The 1,153-nt window shown below is 79.6% G+C and carries 1 pseudogene; it reads right to left on the bottom strand.

From position 1 onward, the window contains the following. Nucleotides 1-1,153, bottom strand: a pseudogene (locus ON36_RS28475) (hypothetical protein); the annotation flags it as partial.

Raw genomic sequence — 1,153 nt, 5'->3', positions numbered from 1 at the left:
GTTCGCGGGCGTCCAGGTGCCGATCCCGCGCCGTGGCCAGCTCGGCCCGCGCCTGTTCGAGGGCGGTCCGCTTCCTCGCCAATTCGGCCGCGGCGCCGGCGGCCTCGCGATGCCGCTCCAGTTCGCCCCGCAACCCGGGAACCTGCGCGGCGGCCGATTCCGCCTCGCGCACCCGCGCCTCGGCCTCGGCCACCGCGGCCGGGGCCGCCGCGCGCTGCCGTTCGAGCTCGTCGGCCTGCCGCGCGAGCCCCTCCTGATCCGCGTGCAACGTCCGCAACTCCCGCCGCAGACGCTCGGCGATCCCGGCCTCGTCGGCGATGTCGCCGAGCACGCCGAGCTGGGCGTTCCACTGGCTCACCGCGGCGTCGAGATCGCCCTCGACGATGTCGCCGGGATTGGTGCCGGGTGGCGCGCCCGCGCCGTCGGCGGGCCGGTCGATGCCGGATCCGCTGTCCCGGCCCGTCCGAGCGACCGTCGTTCCGGGATGTTTCTCGGGCCGGGTGCCCGCACGATCGCACGGCGCGCTGGACTCGTGGGTACCCTCCCCGCCGCCCGGCCGACGGGTCTTCCGGGCGCCGTCGGCGGGCCGGTCGGCACCGACCGTGCCGTCGGAGGCCACCGGTTCCTCGTCTGCCACCGTTCCGTGGTGTCCCCCGGCGGGGGCGCCAATCGGGTCGTCCGGCCCACCGGACTCCCGGCCGCCATCACCGTCGCCCGCGCGACGGGACTCCGGGGCGGGGCCGGCGGGCCAGGCCGCGCGGACGGTGCCACCGCTGCCGGACCCGGCGGTGGCCGCGCCCATCGGGTTGTCCGGCCCACCGGACTCCCGGCCGCCATCACCGTCGCCCGCGCGACGGGACTCCGGGGCGGGGCCGGCGGGCCGGGCCGCGCGGACGGTGCCACCGCTGCCGGACCCGGCGGTGGCCGCGCCCATCGGGTTGTCCGGCCCACCGGACTCCCGGCCGCCATCACCGTCGCCCGCGCGACGGGACTCCGGGGCGGGGCCGGCGGGCCGGGCCGCGCGGACGGTGCCACCGCTGCCGGACCCGGCGGTGGCCGGCTCGCCGCCTGTTCGAGGTCCGCGAGGTCCGTCGGCCGCGCCGCCCTCGGCGTCGTCCGGCCTACGGGGTGTCCGGACGCCGTCACCGTCGTC

This window comes from Nocardia thailandica NBRC 100428, from assembly GCF_000308795.1.
Classification (GTDB): domain Bacteria; phylum Actinomycetota; class Actinomycetes; order Mycobacteriales; family Mycobacteriaceae; genus Nocardia; species Nocardia thailandica.
Note: the sequence above shows the minus strand (reverse complement) of the source record. Positions and strands in the feature narration are given on the sequence as shown.